The organism is Inquilinus limosus DSM 16000 (assembly GCF_000423185.1).
Classification (GTDB): Bacteria; Pseudomonadota; Alphaproteobacteria; order DSM-16000; family Inquilinaceae; genus Inquilinus; species Inquilinus limosus.
Genome location: NZ_AUHM01000002.1, coordinates 287,096 through 303,277, shown reverse-complemented (window position 1 = coordinate 303,277; position 16,182 = coordinate 287,096). Strand labels below are relative to the sequence as shown.

At 72.0% G+C, this 16,182-nt stretch carries 10 protein-coding genes; 5 read left to right on the top strand and 5 right to left on the bottom strand.

Annotated features, from left to right (window positions below; genetic code table 11):
* Window positions 1–37: 37 nt before the first annotated feature.
* Entirely contained in the window at window positions 38–619 is a 582-nt protein-coding gene (locus tag G537_RS36580) for a class I SAM-dependent methyltransferase (protein ID WP_051247929.1), read from the top strand.
* Between the two features lie 82 nt (window positions 620–701).
* Here the strand turns inward: G537_RS36580 and G537_RS41925 are convergent, their stop codons facing one another.
* The 5 genes from G537_RS41925 to G537_RS0105310 form a co-directional block, all read right to left on the bottom strand.
* Window positions 702–1,976, bottom strand: coding sequence for a transglycosylase SLT domain-containing protein (locus G537_RS41925; RefSeq protein WP_081688598.1), 1,275 nt, complete (start codon window positions 1,974–1,976; stop codon window positions 702–704).
* A 142-nt stretch (window positions 1,977–2,118) separates the two neighbouring features.
* Window positions 2,119–4,611 carry a bifunctional acetate--CoA ligase family protein/GNAT family N-acetyltransferase gene (locus G537_RS0105325; protein ID WP_026869219.1) on the bottom strand — a complete coding sequence of 831 codons (2,493 nt, stop codon included), beginning with the start codon at window positions 4,609–4,611 and terminating at the stop codon, window positions 2,119–2,121.
* Window positions 4,612–4,874: 263 nt separating this feature from the next.
* Complete coding sequence (locus G537_RS0105320) at window positions 4,875–5,384, bottom strand: O-acetyl-ADP-ribose deacetylase (protein WP_026869218.1); 510 nt, start codon at window positions 5,382–5,384, stop codon at window positions 4,875–4,877.
* A 17-nt stretch (window positions 5,385–5,401) separates the two neighbouring features.
* On the bottom strand, window positions 5,402–5,950 hold the full coding sequence (ppa, locus tag G537_RS0105315) for an inorganic diphosphatase (RefSeq protein ID WP_026869217.1): 549 nt from the start codon (window positions 5,948–5,950) through the stop codon (window positions 5,402–5,404).
* 138 nt (window positions 5,951–6,088) lie between these two features.
* A complete protein-coding gene (locus tag G537_RS0105310) occupies window positions 6,089–8,374 on the bottom strand; it encodes an NADP-dependent malic enzyme (RefSeq protein ID WP_026869216.1) in 2,286 nt (761 codons plus the stop codon).
* 492 nt (window positions 8,375–8,866) lie between these two features.
* Here G537_RS0105310 and G537_RS43525 point away from each other — a divergent pair, with 492 nt between their 5' ends.
* From G537_RS43525 to G537_RS36570, 4 genes are all read left to right on the top strand, one after another.
* Window positions 8,867–9,028, top strand: coding sequence for a hypothetical protein (locus G537_RS43525; protein WP_155888511.1), 162 nt, complete (start codon window positions 8,867–8,869; stop codon window positions 9,026–9,028).
* Between the two features lie 145 nt (window positions 9,029–9,173).
* A complete protein-coding gene (locus tag G537_RS0105300) occupies window positions 9,174–9,674 on the top strand; it encodes a GNAT family N-acetyltransferase (protein ID WP_034850832.1) in 501 nt (166 codons plus the stop codon).
* Window positions 9,675–10,138: 464 nt separating this feature from the next.
* Entirely contained in the window at window positions 10,139–12,766 is a 2,628-nt protein-coding gene (gene mutS / locus G537_RS0105295; RefSeq protein ID WP_051248081.1) for a DNA mismatch repair protein MutS, read from the top strand.
* Window positions 12,767–13,043: 277 nt separating this feature from the next.
* Window positions 13,044–15,962 (top strand): [protein-PII] uridylyltransferase, encoded by a 2,919-nt coding sequence (locus tag G537_RS36570; protein ID WP_081688597.1) that lies wholly within the window; start codon window positions 13,044–13,046, stop codon window positions 15,960–15,962.
* Window positions 15,963–16,182: the final 220 nt, after the last annotated feature.

Below are 16,182 nucleotides of genomic sequence, written 5' to 3'. Positions count from 1 at the left end.
CTGGCGTTTGTCTTAGCAAACGGCACGGAGATGTCGCGTGAGCAAAGATTCGTGGCTGTTCTTCCGCATCTGGGCCCGATCGCCGCTGAAGGTCGCGGCCTGGGCGCCGTCCAGCCCGGCCGTGGCGCGCGCCTTCGCCCGGCATGTCGATCCCCGCTGCAGCGATCCGGTGCTGGAGCTCGGCGCCGGCACCGGCAGCCTGACCGAGGGGCTGCTGGCGACGGGGCTGCCGCCCGAGAAGCTGATCGTCGTCGAGAAGATGCCCGAATTCTGCGCCGTGCTGCGCCAGCGCTTCCCCGGCGTCACGGTGCTGGAGGGCGATGTGGCCGAGATCGGCCGGATGCTGGATGACGTCGGGGTCAAGCGGCTGTCCGTGGTGGTGTCCAGCCTGCCGATCATCTGGTTCCCGCTCGACCTGCAGCGGCAGATCGTCGACGCCGCCTTCGCCCGCATGGGCCGGTCCGGCCGGTTCCTGCAGCTGACCAACCAGATCCTGTCGCCGCTGCCGCGGCGCAAGCTGGGGCTGCAGGGCCGGATGGTCGATTTCGTCTGGCGCAACCTGCCGCCGCTCGGCGCCTGGAGCTATCGGCGCCCCATGGGCGTGCCCGACGCCGCCTGAGCGGCATCGTTCCGATCGCAAAGAGAAAGCCCGCGCCGCCGGTCAGGCAGCGCGGGCCTTTTCGTTGCGGGGGCGGCGCCGGCTACTTGACCGGCGCGCTCGGCACGAACCAGCCGGCGGGCAGGCCGTTGGACTGGCGGCGCGGCTCGCTGGCGTCGGCGACCTGCTGGAGGGGTAGCGCGCGGCCGGTCTTGGCCGAGGCCACACGGGCCGGCGGCGCGTCGGGAATCGGCGCCATGCGGGTCGGCGCCACGGCGGTGCGGGCGGCGGGGACCGGGGCCGGCGTGACGGCCGCCACCTGCATCTCGGCCTGGGGCCGCGCCGCGGGGGCATCCGGGATCGGCGCCATCCGCACCGGCGCCGGCGCAGCCGGACGGGCGGCCGGGGCGGCGTCGGCGACCTGGGTGCTGCCGTCGGGGATCGGGGCCATGCGCACCGGTGCCGGCGCGGCCGGGCGCGCCACCGGGGCCGCCGCGGCCAGCTGGGTGGTGCCGCCGTCCGGGATCGGGCGCATCTGCACCGGGCCGGGCTGCACCACGCGGACCGGCGGCAGCGCCGACGCCGTGCTCGACCCGTCCGGGATCGGCTGCATCGCCGCGACGACGGTGGTGCCGCGGGTCGAGGACCCGTCCGGGATCGGCTTCATTGCCGCGACGACGGTGGTGTTCCGGGTCGAGGACCCGTCCGGGATCGGCTTCATCGCGGCGACCACGGTCGTGTTCCGGGTCGAGGAGCCGTCGGGAATCGGGGCCATGCGGATCGCCGCCGGCGCCTTCTGCTGAATCTGGTTGGCGGCGTACTGGGTCATCCGGTCGCTGCCGCCGTCCCGGCCCGGCAGGATGCCGGCGATCTGCGGCGCGATGATGTCCATGTAGCGCCGCGTCTCGCGCGGCAGCGGCCGGCCTTCCTCGACATACTGCCGGTACCGCTCCGGCCCGGCGTTGTAGGCGCCGAGGAAGCCGGGATAGCCGTACAGGTCGTACATCTCGCGGATATAGGCGGCGCCCGCCATGATGTTGTCGCGCGGCTCGTAAGGATCGCCGCCCAGCCCATGGGCCCAGCGCAGCTCCTCATAGGTGCCGGGCATGACCTGCATCAGCCCCATGGCGCCGGCGTGGCTGGTGATCGGCTGGCCGCCCTTCCAATGGGTCTGGCCGCCGCTCTCCACCTGCATCACCGCGCGGATCCATTCCTCGGGGATGTTGAAGCGGCGCGAGGCCTCGTGGATCTCGGCGCCCCATTCACCCCGGTAGGCGACCTGAGGCTTCGGCTTCGGCGTCTCGGCGCAGGCGGCGAGCAGGCCCGCGAGCAAGGCCGTGGCCGCAACCGTCCTGGTCCAGCGGTTCGTCCCTGGCATCTTCCCCTCCACCCCCAAATACCAAAGGCCGGCAGCGTCCCTGCCGCGGGCCCTACGAATTCATGCAGACCCTCAACTTATACGCACAAGTGTTTCATTCAAAGAAGAAAAACACGACCACCCATCCCCTGGGCGGCAGCATCTACAAGGAATGCTGACTTAGATCGGGCAAATCGTCGAGCGAAATCGTCACATGAATGAGACCGGGTTCATCCGGCACGTCTTCGCGGGCGAATCCCAGCTCCTCGGCCATGCGCAGCATGGTGACGTTCTCGCGCAGCACCTCGCCGAAGATCTGCTTCAGCCCGCGGCTGCGGGCATAGCCGATGATCTCGGTCATCAGCCGGTGGCCGAGGCCCAGGCCCTTGAGGTCGGAGCGCACCATGATGCCGTATTCCGCGGTCTCGCCGTCCGGGTCGGCGATGATGCGCACGGCGCCCAGCAGGACCCGCCGCCCGTCCTCCGCGCCTTCGGCGACCAGCGCCATCTCGCGGTCGTAGTCGATCTGGGTCAGCCGGGCGGCGAATTCGTGGCTGAAGCTGCGCATGGCGCTGAAGAATCGCAGCCGCACATCCTCCGGGCTCGACCGCTGCAGCATCTCGCGGATCGCCGGCTCGTCCTCCGGCCGGATCGGCCGCAGCGTGATCTCACGCCCGTCGCGCAGCGCCAGGCGCTGCGCCAGCCGCTGCGGATAGGGCCGGATGGCGAAGCGCGGCGTCCCGGGCGGCAGCGGCGGCCGCACCCGGATGCCGGCGCCGGGCGCCAGCACGCCCCCGGCGCCGGCGTGGAGCGGGTTGATCCGCAGCGCCGTGACCTCCGACAGGTCGGCGGCGAGCTGCGACAGCTTCACCAGGGTCAGGGCGACGGCGTCCAGATCGGCCTTCGGCCGGCCGCGATAGCCCTGCAGCAGCCGCCAGACCCGGGCGCGCATCATCAGCTCGCGCGCCAGCGGGGCGTTGAGCGGCGGCAGGGCGACGACGCCGTCGCGCAGCACCTCGGCCGCGGCGCCGCCCTGGCCGAACAGCAGCACCGGGCCGAACACGGGATCCTCGTCGATGCCCAGCACCAGCGGGTGCGCCTCGGCCGGGGCGGCGGCCCCCTCCGGTTCCAGCGGGATCCGGTAGGCGTCCAGCACCGACCGCGACTCGGCCCCGGTCAGCTCGGCCCGGCCCTCCGCCAGCGCCGCCGCGATCACCGCCCGGGCGGCGTCGACGTCCGGCTGAAACTCCTCCGGCAGGGCCGGTGGCGTCTGCATCAGCATCGTCTGGTTGCGCCGGTGCCGGGCCAGATGCATGAAGGCGCGCGCCGCCTGGCCGGGCGTGGCATAGGCGGGGATGCGGGCCTCGGCGAACAGGCGCCGGGCCTCGCCGGCGGCGCCCAGCCAGCTCGCCAGCACCGGCGGGCGCCGCCCGTCGCGCCGCGCCGCCTCGGCCACCGTGCAGGCCACCGCCCGGGCCGCCTCGACCGGGTCGGCGATCGCGCTCGGGCCGTTCACCACCAGCACCGCATCCTTGCCGGGGTCGGGCAGCAGCGCCTCGAGCGCGTGGGCGTAGCGATCGCCCGGCGCCGCGTCGCCGAGATCGACCAGGCCGGCGGCGCCGGCATCGGCGCGCCCGGCGCCCGGCGGCAGCATCGTCCGCAGCCGCGCCTGCGTCGGCGGCGCCGGCTCGGCCACGGCGCCGCCGACATCGGTCAGCGCCTCGGCGGCCAGCAGGCCGAGCCCGGCGCCGTTGGTCAGGATCGCCAGCCGCTCGCCCTCGACCCTGAGGCCGCTGGCCAGGGTCTCGACCGCGTCGAACAGCTCGATCAGATCGAACACCCGCAGCATGCCGGCGCGGCGGAAGGCGGCGTCGTAGACCGCGTCCGGGCCGGCCAAGCCGTCGACATCGCCCGCCGGGCTCTCGTCGAGGCCGGGCCGGATCACCACCACCGGCTTGGTGCGGGCGGCGATGCGGGCCGCCGACATGAACTTGCGGGCGTGGCTGATCGTCTCGATGTGCAGCAGCACGGCGCGGGTGCGGCCGTCCGCGGCCAGCCAGTCCAGCATGTCGCCGAAATCGACATCCGCCATGCCGCCCAGCGACACCACATGGCTGAAGCCGATGCCGTGCTGGGTGGCCCAGTCCAGCACCGCGGCGGCGACGGTGCCGGACTGGCTGACGAAGGCCAGGTCGCCGGGCCGGGGCGCGACATGGCCCAGGCTGGCATTGACGCCGTGATGCGGCGCCAGCAGGCCGAAGCCGTCGGGGCCGAGGATGCGCAGGAGGTGCGGCCGGGCCGCGTCCAGCATCGCCTGGCGCAGCCGGGCGCCGTCCGGCCCGTCCGCCGCCGCCGGCCGGTCGGTGCCGACGATCGCGGCGGCGCGGGTGCCGCGGCGGCCCAGCTCGGCGATCAGGCCGGGCAGGGCCTCGGGCGGCGCCGCGATCACCGCCAGGTCCGGCGCCATCGGCAGGGCCGCGACCGAGGGGTAGGCGAGGGCGCTGCCGACCGACCGCGCCCCGGGGGCGACCGGCATCACCGGGCCGTCGAAGCCGCCGGCGAACAGGTTGCGGCCCAGCACGGCGCCGATCGGGCCGGCGGCGATCAGGGCGATCGAGGCCGGGCGGAACAGGGCGTCCAGGTTGCGGACCGACATGTGAGGCTCCCGCCGGAAACCGTCGCCCCAGGGTGGCCGAGCGGGGCTCCGGGCTCAAGCGGGGATGTTCGTCAATCGATGGCCGGGAGAGGTCGCGGGCAGAGAGGCGCGCAGCCTCTTCCCAACACCGTCATTGCGAGCGCAGCGAAGCAATCCATGCAGCAGCTCGTGCGGGACGATGGATTGCTTCGTCGGCTTCGCCTCCTCGCAATGACGGAGAGGGGTGGGCGGTGTGAGGCAGGAACCGGATCAGTCCTGGCGCTCTACGCTCCCAGCACCGCCCGATACCGCTCGGCCGTCGCCTCGTCGAAGCAGCAGAAGATCACGCGTCGCACCGCAGGCGTGTCCGGCAGCGTGGCGCGCACCGTGGCGACGGCGATGCCGGCGGCGCGGTCGGGCGGGAAGCGGTAGACGCCGGTGCTGATGGCGGGAAAGGCGATGCTGGCGCAGCCGTTCTCCTGCGCCAGCCGAAGCGCGGCGCGGTAGCAGCCGGCCAGCAGGTCGTCCTCGCCCCGGCCGCCGCCGTGCCAGACCGGGCCGACGCAGTGGATCACGTGCCGCGCCGGCAGCCGATAGCCTTTGGTGATGCGGGCCTCGCCGGTCGGGCAGCCGCCCAGGGTGCGGCATTCGGCGAGAAGCTCGGGACCGGCGGCGCGGTGGATGGCGCCGTCGACGCCGCCACCGCCCAGTAAACTCTCATTCGCCGCGTTGACGATCGCGTCGACCTCGAGCCGGGTGATGTCCCCGACCGTGATCTCCAGCGATGCCGTCATGGCGCGGCCTCCATGGGTTACTCGGCGGCGCTCTTCTTGTCGGTCTTGGCGCGCTCGATGCCGTCGACGATCATCTCGGCCGCCCGCTGCGGGCCTTCCCAGCCGAGGATGCGGACCCACTTGCCCTTCTCCAGATCCTTGTAGTGGGCGAAGAAATGGGCGATCTGGTCGCGCAGGATCTCCTGCAGGTCCTCGTAGCTCTGCACCTTGTTGTAGTAGGGGTGCAGCTTCGACACCGGCACCGCCAGGATCTTCTCGTCCTGGCCGGCCTCGTCCTCCATCAGCAGCACGCCGACCGGGCGGGCGCGCAGCACGGCGCCGGGCATCACCGGCTCGCGGCCGACGACGATGACGTCGACCGGGTCGCCGTCGCCCGACAGGGTGTGCGGGATGAAGCCGTAATTGCCCGGATAGGCCATCGCGGTGTGCAGGAAGCGGTCGACGAACATCGCCCCCGACTCCTTGTCGAGCTCGTACTTCACCGGAACGCCGCCCATCGGGTTCTCGATGATGACGTTGACGTCGAAGGGCGGGTTCACCCCGACCGCGATCTTGCTGATATCCATGACGGCCCTTGGTCAGTTCCTGAGGGTTCCGGGCGCGGACCATAATGCGGACCGCGCCCGACGGCTAGTGCCGAGCCATTCCCTCCCCGCGGGTCGCCCTGGCTTTTTTGTGCGGCGCAGCGAACCGGCCGGGCCGGGTCAGCGCCGCTGCGCCAGGGCGTCGTAGGCGGCCAGCGCCGCCGCGGTCACGATCTCGTTCACCGTCGCGCCCATCTGCACCACCTGCGCCGGCTTCTCCAGGCCGCACATCAGGGGGCCGATCAGCGAGGCGCCCGCCAGCTTCTGCAGCATCTTGGCGCCGATATTGGCCGCGTTCAACGCCGGCATGATCAGCAGGTTGGCCGGGCCGGACAGGCGGGCGAAGGGGTAGAGGCGCTTCATCAGCGCGTAGTCCAGCGCCACCTCGGCGGTCATCTCGCCGTCATACTCGAAATCGACCCCGCCGGCCTTGGCGCGGGCGTCCATGATCGTCACCGCGTCGCGGATGCGCTGGGTGAACTCGCGCATCGGCTGGCCGAAATTGGAGGAGGAGACGAAGGCCAGGCGCGGCTCGTGCCCCAGCGCCCGGGCCTTGGCCGCGGCCTGCAGGGCGATGTCGACCAGCAGCTCCGGATCCGGCCGCTCATGCACCGTGGTGTCGGCGATCAGCACGGTGCCGCCGCGCACGGTCAGCATCGACAGGCCGAAGGGCACATGGTCCGGCGCCGGATCGATCACCCGGGTGATCTCCTCGAAGCAGGTGGTGAAGTTGCGGGTCAGGCCGGTGACCATGGCGTCGGCGTCGCCATGCGCGACCATGCAGGCGGCGAAGATGTTGCGGCCCTGGTTGACCATGCGGGCCACGTCCCGCTGCAGCAGGCCCTGGCGCTGCAGCCGGCCGTAGACGAAGTCGATGTAGCGCTCGTTGTGCTTCGACAGCCGGGCGTTGTGGATCTCGAGCTCGGCGGCGGTCGCCTCCGGGAGGCCGATCCGGGCCATGGTCTCGCGCACCCGCTCCTCGCGGCCGATCAGGATCGGCGTGCCGTATCCCTGGGCGCGGAAGGCGATGGCGGCGCGGATCGTGCGCTCCTCCTCGCCCTCGGCGAAGACCACGCGGGTGCCGTTCTCCGCCACCTTGTCGAAGATCAGCTGCAGCTTGTCCGCGGTCGGGTCCAGGCGGCGGCGCAGGCTCTGGCGGTAGGCGGCGATGTCGGTGATCGGCTTGCGGGCGACGCCCGACTCCATCGCCGCCTGGGCGACGGCCAGCGGCACCTCCTCGATCAGGCGCGGGTCGAAGGGCACCGGGATGATGTAGTCGGGGCCGTAGCGCAGCCGGCGGCCGGAATAGGCGCTGTCGACCTCGTCCGGCACGTCCTGCCGAGCGAGGCGGGCCAAAGCGTGGGCCGCGGCCAGCTTCATCGCGTCGTTGATGGTGCGGGCTCGGACGTCGAGCGCGCCGCGGAAGATGTAGGGGAAGCCGAGGACGTTGTTGATCTGGTTCGGATAGTCCGACCGCCCGGTGGCGATGATCGCGTCCTTCCGCACCGCGCGGACCTCGTCCGGCGTGATCTCGGGGTCGGGGTTGGCCAGGGCGAAGACGATCGGCCGGTCGGCCATCGACTTCACCATGTCCTGGGTCATCGCGCCCTTGACCGACAGGCCGATGAAGACGTCGGCGCCCCTGACCGCCTCGGCCAAAGTCCGGTGCGGCGTGTCGACGGCATGCGCCGCCTTCCACTGGTTCATGCCCTCGGTGCGGCCCTGCCAGACCACGCCCTTGCTGTCGCACAGGATGATGTTCTGCGCCGGCACGCCCAGCGACTTGAACAGCTCGACGCAGGCGATGGCGGCGGCGCCGGCGCCGTTCAGCACCATGCGGACGTCGCCGATGGCGCGGCCGGTCAGCTCCAGCGCGTTGATCAGCCCGGCGGCGGCGATGATCGCGGTGCCGTGCTGGTCGTCGTGGAACACCGGGATGTCCAGCAGCTCGCGCAGCCGCGCCTCGATCACGAAGCAGTCCGGCGCCTTGATGTCCTCGAGGTTGATGCCGCCGAAGGAGGGGCCGAGGAAGCGCACGCAGTTGACGAATTCGTCGACGTCGCGGGTGTCGACCTCGAGGTCGATGCCGTCGACATCGGCGAAGCGCTTGAACAGGACGGCCTTGCCCTCCATCACCGGCTTGCTGGCCAGCGCGCCGAGGTCGCCGAGGCCCAGCACCGCGGTGCCGTTCGAGATCACGGCGACGACGTTGCCCTTGGCCGTGTAGTCGTAGGCCGTGGCCGGATCGGCATGGATCCGGAGGCACGGCGCCGCGACGCCCGGGGAATAGGCCAGCGACAGGTCGCGCTGGGTGGTCAGCGGCTTGGTCGCGCTGATCTCCAGCTTGCCGGGGCGGCCCTGGGCGTGCAGGGCGAGGGCATCGTCGTCGAGCGAGGTCTTGGTCATGTTGTCCGCGGGCGCAGCGTGACGGGCCGAGTAATGGACCCTTCGGCGGGACGGACCGTCAAGCCCAATGCGGGCCGGCCCTTCCGAGTGTGGCTTCGATGCAACGCTGCGCCATCTTCGCGCGACCCCTTGAAAAGTCGCTTGCGGACCGCAGCGGCGATCCCGTATCTCTCGTTCCCACTCCGAACTCCAGGGAGGATCGTGCAATGACCATCGTTCTCGCTTACCGCGGCCAGGCCGCCTGAACGTCTGCACGATCAGTTCTCGTCGACTCGACCGACCTGACATTTTCCCTGCGCTGACCTGATCGTTGCCGACACGCCGGACGGACCCTTGCGGGCCGCTTCCGACGACTCCGCATCCGATCGTCCACCCTAACCGTCACCCCATTCCGCCCGGCGCCCGCCGTGCGGATTCGCCCCGTCCGACCCCATCGGCTTGCCCCGTGGCGGCCGGACGGTTTTCCCACCTCCAGACCTGTTGGAGACCATCATGCATATCTCGACCGAGAAGCGTGCCTTCCGTCCGTCCCTGTCGCTCGTCGTCGTCGCCTTTGCGGAGCTGGGCCGCGTCCTCGTGACGCCGCGCCGAAAACCCCGCGACACCGACTCGCTGAGCGAGCATCTGAAACGCGACGTCGGGTTACGATCTTGATACGGCAGCGGGGCGGGGTCTTCGGACGCCGTCCCGCCGCTTCCCATCCATAGATCGACCGCCGTTCCACCGGCCTCGGGCCGGGCGCGCGACCGCATGTCGCCGCCCGAACGCCGGGGCTTCGACGCTGGATAGGACTATGATCATGTACGCATATCGTGCGCCGCCCCAGCCGGCCGCGCCGGCGGTGCGGCTCGTCCCCCTGGTCACGGCGCAGGACCGGGCGGTGTTCGCCTCGCTCCGGGTGGCGCCGGGGCAGGAGGGCTTCGTCGCCGACAACGCGGAGTCCATCGCCGAGGCGGACGCCTCGCCCTGGTGCGCGGCCCTCGGGGTCTGCGACGCCAGCCATGGCGGCCCGGTCGGCTTCGTCATGCACGCGCTGGATCCGGATGACGGCCATCGCTGGATCTACCGGCTGATGATCGACGCCCGGTTCCAGGGCCGCGGCTTCGGCCGCGCCGCCCTGCGGGCGACGCTCGCCATCCTGGCGCGGCTGCCCCGCGGCGAGCGGGTGCTGCTGGGCGTGGTGCCGGCCAACGCCGCCGCCCGCCGGCTCTACGCCTCCGAAGGCTTCGTCGAGACCGGCGAGACCCTGGGCGACGAGCTGGTGATGCAGCGGATGCTGCACCAAGTCGAGGCCGCCTGAACGGCGGCCTCGACCTTCCTTTTCGAATGAGCCCTTCTGGAACGTCGGCACCGTCGATGTTGCGAGCGACCGCGGGCTTTGGAGCGCGTGACCTCTCCCGCTTGCGGGAGAGGTCGGACATCCGAAGGATGTCCGGGTGAGGGGGGGATAGCGGCCTCGTCGCGATCACGCATTTCGCAGTGAGCGAGCGCATGCTCCGCCCGATTCGGAAGCGATGCTCCGGGCATCGCGGCCGGAAGGCCCTCACCCGGAGCCGCTTCGCGTCTCCGACCTCTCCCGCAAGCGGGAGAGGCAATCAGAAAGGGCGCTGCCCGCGGCCTGAAGCCGGGTGTCGGCGCAACCGCGTTCCGGCACCTGCATGCACGTGCTACGGTCCGCGCTTCGCCGATCCGATCCCGCAGTTTGTGCCGACAGCCTTGCCCGACAGCAGCATCCCCGCGACGACCGATTCGTCCGTCACGCCGATGATGGCGCAGTATCTGGAAGCCAAGGCGGCCCATCCGGACTGCCTGCTGTTCTTCCGGATGGGCGATTTCTACGAGATGTTCTTCGACGACGCGGTCAAGGCCGCGGCGGCGCTCGACATCGCCCTGACCAAGCGCGGCCAGCACCAGGGCGAGGACATCCCGATGGCCGGGGTGCCCGCCCACAGCCACGAGGCCTATCTGGCTCGGCTGATCCGCCAGGGCTTCCGCGTCGCGCTGTGCGACCAGACCGAGAGTCCGGAGGAGGCGAAGAAGCGCTCCGGCAAGACCCTGGTGCGGCGCGAGGTGGTGCGCATCGTCACCCCCGGCACGGTGACCGAGGACGGGCTCCTCGAACCGCGCGCGGCGAATCACCTGGTGGCGCTGGCCGATGTCGCCGGCACGCTCGCCATCGCCGCGGTCGACATCTCCTCCGGCGATCTCGTCACCGAGCCGACCGCGCCCGACCGGCTGGGCGCGGCGCTGGCGCGCTTCGACCCGAGCGAGATCCTGCTGCCCGAGCGGGTGCTGCAGAACCCGGAGCTGTTCGAGCTGCTCGGCGAATGGAAGATGCGGCTGACGCCGCAGCCCGGCGCCCGCTTCGACAGCGAGAACGGGCGGCGGCGCCTGCAGGAGCTGTTCCGGGTCGGCACGCTCGACGCCTTCGGCAGCTTCGAGCGGGCGGAGGTCGCGGCGGCCGGCGCCCTGGTCGACTACATCCAGCTGACCCAGAAGGCGCTGCCGCGCCTGTCGCCGCCGCGCCGCCTGCCGCGCGGCGCGGTGATGGAGATCGACGTCGCCACCCGCCGCAACCTGGAGCTGACCCGGACCCTGTCGGGCGAGCGCCGCGGCAGCCTCCTGGCCGCGATCGACCGCACCGTCACCGGCCCGGGCGCCCGGATGCTGGCGGCCCATCTCGCGGCGCCGCTGACCGACCCGGAGGCCATCGCCGAGCGGCTCGACGCCGTCCAGGCGCTGGTCGAGGACGGCAGGCTGCGCGAGGACCTGCGCGCCCTGCTGCGCGCCTGCCCGGATGCGGAGCGGGCTTTGACCCGGCTCGGCCTCGGCCGCGGCGGGCCGCGCGACCTGGCGGCGATCCGCGACGCGCTGCGCCAGGGCGGGCGCTTACGCGAACAGCTCGGCGCGCCGCGCTTCCTCGACCTGCCGCCGCTGCTGTCCCGCGCCGCGGCCGAGCTCGGCGAGCATGACGGGCTGGTCGACCGGCTGGCCCGGGCCTTGGCCGAGGACCTGCCGCTGCTGATCCGCGACGGCGGCTTCATCGCGCCGGGCTACCTGCCGGAGCTGGACGAGGTCCGCACCCTGCGCGACGAATCCCGCCGGCTGATCGCGGCGCTGCAGCAGCGCTATGCCGACGAGACGAAGATCCAGAACCTCAGGATCCGCCACAACAACGTCATCGGCTACCACATCGAGGTCTCGGCCAACCAGGCGGAGAAGCTGCTGCAGCCGCCGCATGCCGGCACCTTCATCCATCGCCAGACCATGGCCTCGGCGATGCGCTTCACCACGGTCGAGCTGAGCACGCTGGAGCGGTCGATCGCCGAGGCGGCGGACAAGGCGCTGGCGATCGAGCTCAGGCTGTTCGCCGATCTGGTGGCCGAGGTGGCCGGCCGGGCCGAGGCGATCTCCGGCGCCATCCGCGCGCTCGCCTGCTTCGACGTCGCCGCCTCGCAGGCCGAGCTGGCGGTGGAGCGGCGCTATTGCCGGCCGAAGGTGACCGGCGGCACCGAGTTCCGGATCAGGGGCGGCCGCCACCCGGTGGTCGAGATCGCCCTGGCGGAGGCCCAGGCCGGCCCCTTCGTCGGCAATGACTGCGACCTGTCGGAGGACCGCCGTCTGTGGCTGCTGACCGGCCCGAACATGGCCGGTAAGTCGACCTTCCTGCGCCAGAACGCGCTGATCGCGGTGCTGGCCCAGATGGGCGGCTTCGTGCCGGCGGAGGAGGCCGAGATCGGCGTCGTCGACCGGCTGTTCAGCCGGGTCGGCGCCGCCGACGACCTGGCGCGCGGCCATTCCACCTTCATGGTCGAGATGGTGGAGACGGCGGCGATCCTGAACCAGGCGGGCCCGAAGGCGCTGGTCATCCTCGACGAGATCGGCCGCGGCACCGCCACCTTCGACGGGCTGTCGATCGCCTGGGCCTGCGTCGAGCACCTGCACGAGACGACGCGCTGCCGGGCCCTGTTCGCCACCCATTACCACGAGCTGACGGCGCTGCAGACGCGGCTGCCGCGCCTGGCCTGCCACACCATGCGGGTCAAGGAATGGCAGGGCGACATCGTCTTCCTGCACGAGGTGGCGCCGGGCACCGCCGACCGTTCCTACGGCATCCACGTCGCCCGGCTGGCCGGGCTGCCGGCCGCCGTGGTCGGCCGGGCGCAGGAGGTATTGGAGGCGCTGGAGCAGGGCAAGGAGGGCCGCAGCGTCGCCAAGCTGGTCGACGACCTGCCGCTGTTCTCGGCCGCGGCCGCCCGCACCGCGGCCCCGGCCGCGGCGCCGACCGGCCCGTCCGAGCTGGAGACGGCGATCGCGGCGCTCGACCCCGATGCGATGACGCCGCGCGAAGCGCTGGAACGGTTGTATGCTCTGAAGGCGCTGCTCACATAACCCGCAACTCTCGCACTGTGTACGGCCTGCGCCGGTTCAAGACGCCGGCAGGGCAGGAGCCGCGCGCGGCGCGATGCGGCACATCGGGCAAGCGCGGCGACGCACCCTGCCGGCGTCTTCAACCGGCCCGAAGGGTTGCCTTGCGGCGGGCGCCTGCGGCCCCGGGCGGCTCGACCGTATATCCCGATACGCTCTTCGCCGCCCGGAGCCGCATTCACCTCGCCGCAAGGCAACGCAGGTCGTATACAGTGCGAGAGTTGCGGGTTAAGACCTGATCATGCCCGACGAGACCGCAATCCGCCCTGGCGCCCGTCCCGGCCTTCGGGGCCGCCTCCGCCGCTTCCTGCCGCGCGGCGCCGCGACCGCCGCACCGGCCGTCCCGTCCCCTGCCTCGGCCGCGGGGCGCGGCGAACGGATCGAGGCGCCGCTCGAGATCGTCGACCCCGCGGCGCTGGAGCGGCGGCTGCACGAGGCGCTGACGACGGGCGACGCGCAGGCCCAGCGCGGCGCGATCCTGGCGGCGCTGCGCGAGACGCTGGCGGCCGGCCGCGCGGTGATCCGCCGCCGCTTCGTCGAGGAGGCGGGGACAGCCGACGCCTGCGTCGCCGAATCCGCTTATCTGATGGACGAGCTGATCGGGGCGCTGGCCTCGCTCACCGTGTCGCGGCTGTTCCCGGTGTCGAATCCGACGGTGGGCGAGCGCTTCGCCATCGCCGCGGTCGGCGGCTATGGCCGCGGCGAGCTGGCGCCCTTCTCCGACATCGATCTCCTGTTCCTCCTGCCCTACAAGCGCAACCCGCGGGTCGAGCAGGTGGTGGAGTACATGCTCTACCTCTTGTGGGATCTCGGGCTGAAGGTCGGCCACTCCGTGCGCTCGGTCGACGACAGCCTGCGCCTGGCCCGCAGCGACGTCACCATCTGCACCAGCCTGATGGAGACGCGCCTCCTGTGGGGCGAGCCGTCGCTCTACGACACGCTGCGTCGCCGCTTCGTCGAGGAGGTCGCGGCCGGCACCGGCGCCGCCTTCACCGAGGCCAAGCTGTCCGAGCGCGACACCCGCCACCGCCGCATGGGCGACAGCCGCTACGTGCTGGAGCCGAACGTCAAGGAGGGCAAGGGCGGCCTGCGCGACCTGCAGACCCTGTTCTGGATCGGCAAGTACCTGTACCAGGTCGACGACGTCGACGGCCTCGTCGCCAAGGGCGTGCTGACGGCGGAGGAGGCGCGGCGCTTCCGCCGCTCGGAAAGCTTCCTCCTGGCCCTGCGCTGCCATCTGCACTACCTGACCAACCGGGCCGAGGACCGGCTGACCTTCGACCTGCAGCCGGAGCTGGCGCGCGTCGCCGGCTACACCGACCATGCCGGCGCCAAGGGCGTCGAGCGGCTGATGAAGCACTACTTCCTGGTCGCCAAGGAGGTCGGCAGCCTGACCCGGATCTTCTGCGCGGCGCTGGAGGCGGAAAGCCAGCGCCGGCCGAAGCGGGGCCTGGCCTTCCTCGGATTCTCGGCGCCGATGGTCGACGGCCTGCCGCTGGACGGCGACCGCATCAGCCTGGCCGGCGAGAAGCAGCTGCGCGAGCATCCGGTCGACATCATCCGGCTGTTCCGGGTGGCCCAGGCGCGCGACCTCGACATCCACCCGGCGGCGCTGAAGCTGATCACCCGCAACATCGACCTGATCAACGGGCTGCGCGAGGATCCGGAGGCGAACCGCATCTTCCTCGAGATCCTGACCGCGGAGCAGGACCCCGAGATCCCGCTGCGGCGGATGAACGAGGCCGGCGTGCTGGGCCGCTTCATCCCGGATTTCGGCCGGGTCGTGGCGCAGATGCAGTACGACATGTACCACACCTACACGGTGGACGAGCACACGCTGTTCGCGCTCGGCATCCTGCACCGGATCGAGACCGGCGAGGCGGCGGAGACGCTGCCGCTGGCCACCCAGGTGATGCGCAAGACCGGGTCGCGCCGGGCGCTCTACGTCGCCCTCCTGTGCCACGACATCGCCAAGGGCCGCGGCGGCGACCATTCGATCCTGGGCGCGCGGGTGGTGCGCAAGCTGGGCCCCCGCTTCGGCCTGACGCCGGAGGAGATCGAGACCGCGCAGTGGCTGGTGCGCTGGCACCTCCTGCTCAGCGACACCGCCTTCAAGCGCGACATCGAGGACGACAAGACGGTGCAGGACTTCGTCGCCGCGGTGGAGAGCCCGGAGCGGCTGCGCCTGCTGCTGGTCCTGACCGCGGCCGACATCAGCGCCGTCGGCCCCGGCCGCTGGACCGCCTGGAAGGCGACGCTGATGGCCGAGCTGTACCACCGGGCCGAGGAGCGGCTGTCCGGCGCCGACGAAGCGGTCGGCGTCGAGCACCGCGTCGACCAGGCCAAGGAGCAACTGCGCCAGGCGCTGGCGGACTGGCCGCGCGAGGCGGTCGAGGCCTATGTCGGCAAGGCCAGCCGCGCCTACTGGCTGGCCTTCGACGGCGCCACCCAGGCGCGCCACGCCCGGCTGGTGCGCGCCGCCGAGGAGGAGGGCGAAGCTCTGGCGATCGACATCCGGGTCGACCAGGAACGCACGGTGGCCGAGCTGACCATCCACACCGCCGACCATCCCGGCCTGTTCTCGCGCCTGGCCGGCGCCATCGCCGTCTCCGGCGGCACCATCGTCGAGGCCAAGATCTTCACCTTCGCCGACGGCATGGCGCTCGACACCTTCCTGGTGCAGGACGCGGTCGAAGGGGGCGCCTTCGACGCGCCGGAGAAGCTGGCCCGGGTGCGGGTGTCGATCGAGCGCAGCCTGTCCGGCGAGATGAAGATGTCGGCGGAGCTCGAGCGGCGGCACCGCAGCTATCCGCGCCTGCATTCGGTCTCGATCGCGCCGCGCGTGCTGATCGACAACGAGGCCAGCCGCACCCATACGGTGATCGAGCTGAACGGCCGCGACCGGCCGGGCCTGCTGCACGCGGTCGGGCGGGCGCTGACCGGGCTCGGCCTGCAGATCTCCTCGGCCAAGATCTCCACCTTCGGCGCCCGCGCCGTCGACGTGTTCTACGTCAAGGACGTGTTCGGGCTGAAGGTGGAGCACGAGGCGAAGCTGGCGCAGATCCGCAGCACGCTGGGCGAGGTGCTGGCCGATCCGGTGGCCCGGCCGCTGCCCGCCGCCCCGAAGCGCCGCCCCCGCGCCCGCCGGTCGGCGGCATGACCGGGCGCACTCTGCCGAGGCGCAGGTGCTCGGGTACCCGCACAGCCCTGCCGACCGGCACCACGCGTGGCCTCTCCCGCGGGGCGGGAGAGGCCGGACGTCCGCCAGGACGTCCGGGTGAGGGCTGGCACCGGCCTCGACAAAGGGCCCTCACCCGGAGCCGCTCCGCGTCTCCGATCTCTCCCGCAAGCGGGAGAGGCAACGCGAACGGGTCGGCGGA

Bases quoted from the DNA above. Each gene is read 5' to 3' on its own strand.
- G537_RS41925 (WP_081688598.1), bottom strand. From the start codon at position 1,976: ATGCCAGGGACGAACCGCTGGACCAGGACGGTTGCGGCCACGGCCTTG.
- G537_RS0105325 (WP_026869219.1), bottom strand. From the start codon at position 4,611: ATGTCGGTCCGCAACCTGGACGCCCTGTTCCGCCCGGCCTCGATCGCC.
- G537_RS0105320 (WP_026869218.1), bottom strand. From the start codon at position 5,384: ATGACGGCATCGCTGGAGATCACGGTCGGGGACATCACCCGGCTCGAG.
- ppa (WP_026869217.1), bottom strand. From the start codon at position 5,950: ATGGATATCAGCAAGATCGCGGTCGGGGTGAACCCGCCCTTCGACGTC.
- G537_RS0105310 (WP_026869216.1), bottom strand. From the start codon at position 8,374: ATGACCAAGACCTCGCTCGACGACGATGCCCTCGCCCTGCACGCCCAG.
- G537_RS43525 (WP_155888511.1), top strand. From the start codon at position 8,867: ATGCATATCTCGACCGAGAAGCGTGCCTTCCGTCCGTCCCTGTCGCTC.
- G537_RS0105300 (WP_034850832.1), top strand. From the start codon at position 9,174: ATGTACGCATATCGTGCGCCGCCCCAGCCGGCCGCGCCGGCGGTGCGG.
- mutS (WP_051248081.1), top strand. From the start codon at position 10,139: ATGATGGCGCAGTATCTGGAAGCCAAGGCGGCCCATCCGGACTGCCTG.
- G537_RS36570 (WP_081688597.1), top strand. From the start codon at position 13,044: ATGCCCGACGAGACCGCAATCCGCCCTGGCGCCCGTCCCGGCCTTCGG.